This window comes from Streptomyces nanshensis (assembly GCF_001751255.1).
GTDB lineage: Bacteria > Actinomycetota > Actinomycetes > Streptomycetales > Streptomycetaceae > Streptomyces > Streptomyces nanshensis_A.
Map to the genome: position 1 here is coordinate 1 of NZ_LJGW01000576.1, position 1,983 is coordinate 1,983.

Below are 1,983 nucleotides of genomic sequence, written 5' to 3' on the forward strand. Positions count from 1 at the left end.
GCCCAGATCACGCCACCAGGGCGAGCCGGGCAGCGCGGGCGCCGACGGCTCGAAGCTGCCGCCCGGCACCGGCAGCGCGGCCCGTACGCCCACGTCCGCCGCCGCGGCCAGCACCCGTTCACCGGGCTCCGCCCACGGGTGCGGGGCGAGGTTGAAGGTGCCCCAGTGGATCGGCAGCATCGCACCGGCGGTGCCCGTCAGATCGAGGTGGGCACGGAGCCCGTCCTCGGGCGTCATATGGATGTCGGGCCAGAACTCGCTGTACGCGCCGACCTGGATCATGGTCGCGTCGAACGGCCCGTGCGCCGCGCCGATCTCGGCGAAGCCGGGGAAGTAGCCCGTGTCGCCGCTGTGGAAGACGCGGTGCTCCGGGCCCGTCACCGTCCAGGACGCCCACAGGGTGCGCTGCGGGTTGCGCAGGCCCCTGCCGCAGAAGTGCCGGGCGGGCGTGGCCGTCAGCCGCAGCCCGGCGATCTCCGCCGACTCGTGCCAGTCCAGCTCGTGGAAGCGCTCGGGCGGTACGCCCCAGCGCTCCAGATGGGCGCCGACGCCCAGCGGAACGGCGAACGGCACGTCGCTCTCGGCGAGTTCACGCACGGTGGGCAGATCGAGATGGTCGTAGTGGTCGTGCGAGACGACGACGGCGTCCAGCTTCCCCAGCGCGGCCAGCGGCAGCGGGGCGGCGTGCAGCCGCCGCGGCCCGATGAACGAGAACGGCGAGCAGCGCTCTCCCCAGACCGGGTCGAAGAGCACCCGTCTGCCGTCGATCTCCGCGAGCACCGTGGCGTGCCCGAGCCAGGTGAGCCGCAGTCCGGACGCCGGCGGGGAGGACAGCTCGGGACGGACGACGGGCACCGGGCCCCCGGGGCTGCGCCCCTCCCGGCTGAGCAGGGCCTTCACCATCTCGCGGCGGCTGCGCACGGCCCGTGGGGTGCGGCCCGCGGGCAGCGGGTTGCGGAACGCCCCCGCCTCCTTGTCGTAGTGCGGCGACCGCTCGATGCGTGCCAGCCGCTCGCCCGAGGGCTCCGCGCCGAAGGAGGCCGGCCTGAAGCCGAATACGCCGCTCATTCACATCTCCCGTTCCGCTCCGGCCGCAGCCGGTCGCACCCGTCCCACCTGTGACACCCGTCGCATCCGCATGGCGCCTCCCGGTGACGACATGCAGAACGCCGTTCGTCGCCCGGTTTGTTCCCGGCGATGAATCCTCCGGCCGCGGCCGGTCGGCATATGCGGGGCGGCGGAGAGTCCGCCGTGCAGCGGAAAGGGGTGCGCACATGACGTCCATGCTCGATCTGGGGCCGCAGGCGCGCGAGGTGAAGGGACTGCTCGACGGAGTACGGGACGACGGGCTGGCCGCGCCGACGCCGTGTCCGGAGTATTCCGTACGGGATCTGCTGGCCCATCTGCTCGGCCTGAGCCGGGCGTTCACCGACGCCGCCCGCAAGGACCTGGGCCCCGGCACCACGCAGAACCCCGGCGCAGGGCTGCCCGATCTGCCGGCGGACTGGCGCGTGCGGCTGCCCGCGCAGCTCGACGAGCTGGCCGCCGCCTGGCGCGATCCGTCCGCCTGGGCGGGGGAGACGCAGGCCGGCGGCATCGATCTGCCCGGCGGGGTCGCGGGCATGGTCGCCCTCAACGAACTCGTCCTGCACGGCTGGGACTTGGCGCGGGCCACGGGCCAGGAGTACGAGGGCGACCCCGCCAGCCTGGAGGTGTCGGTCGGGATGCTCTCCGAGTCCGGGGCGCTCGCGGCGCGGGACGGGATCTTCGGCCCCGTCGTCGAGGTCCCGGAGGGTTCCTCGCTGCTGGAGCGGGCGGTGGGGTTGGGCGGACGCCGCCCGGACTGGAGCCCGGCCGCCCGCTGAGCCGGTCCCGGTCCCGGTCCCGGTCCCGGTCCCGTGACCTCGGGCCGCCGGCCGGTGACCCGTTCCGGTGCGTCGACGCTGCGCGGCGGAGGGCGGGGGCGGCCGACCGTCCCGGGTG

General features: G+C 74.9%; 2 protein-coding genes. One reads left to right on the plus strand and one right to left on the minus strand.

Annotation, left to right across the window (positions count from 1 at the left end; translation table 11 throughout):
- A partial coding sequence (locus tag AN218_RS29860) for an MBL fold metallo-hydrolase (protein ID WP_107421611.1) occupies window positions 1–1,068 on the minus strand: 1,068 nt, incomplete at its 3' end.
- A 206-nt stretch (window positions 1,069–1,274) separates the two neighbouring features.
- Here AN218_RS29860 and AN218_RS29865 point away from each other — a divergent pair.
- Window positions 1,275–1,865 (plus strand): TIGR03086 family metal-binding protein, encoded by a 591-nt coding sequence (locus AN218_RS29865; RefSeq protein ID WP_070020180.1) that lies wholly within the window; start codon window positions 1,275–1,277, stop codon window positions 1,863–1,865.
- Window positions 1,866–1,983 lie beyond the last annotated feature (118 nt).

What these genes read in the sequence shown, in the direction of transcription:
- AN218_RS29865 (WP_070020180.1), top strand. Translation starts at nt 1,275, where the DNA reads ATGACGTCCATGCTCGATCTGGGGCCGCAGGCGCGCGAGGTGAAGGGA.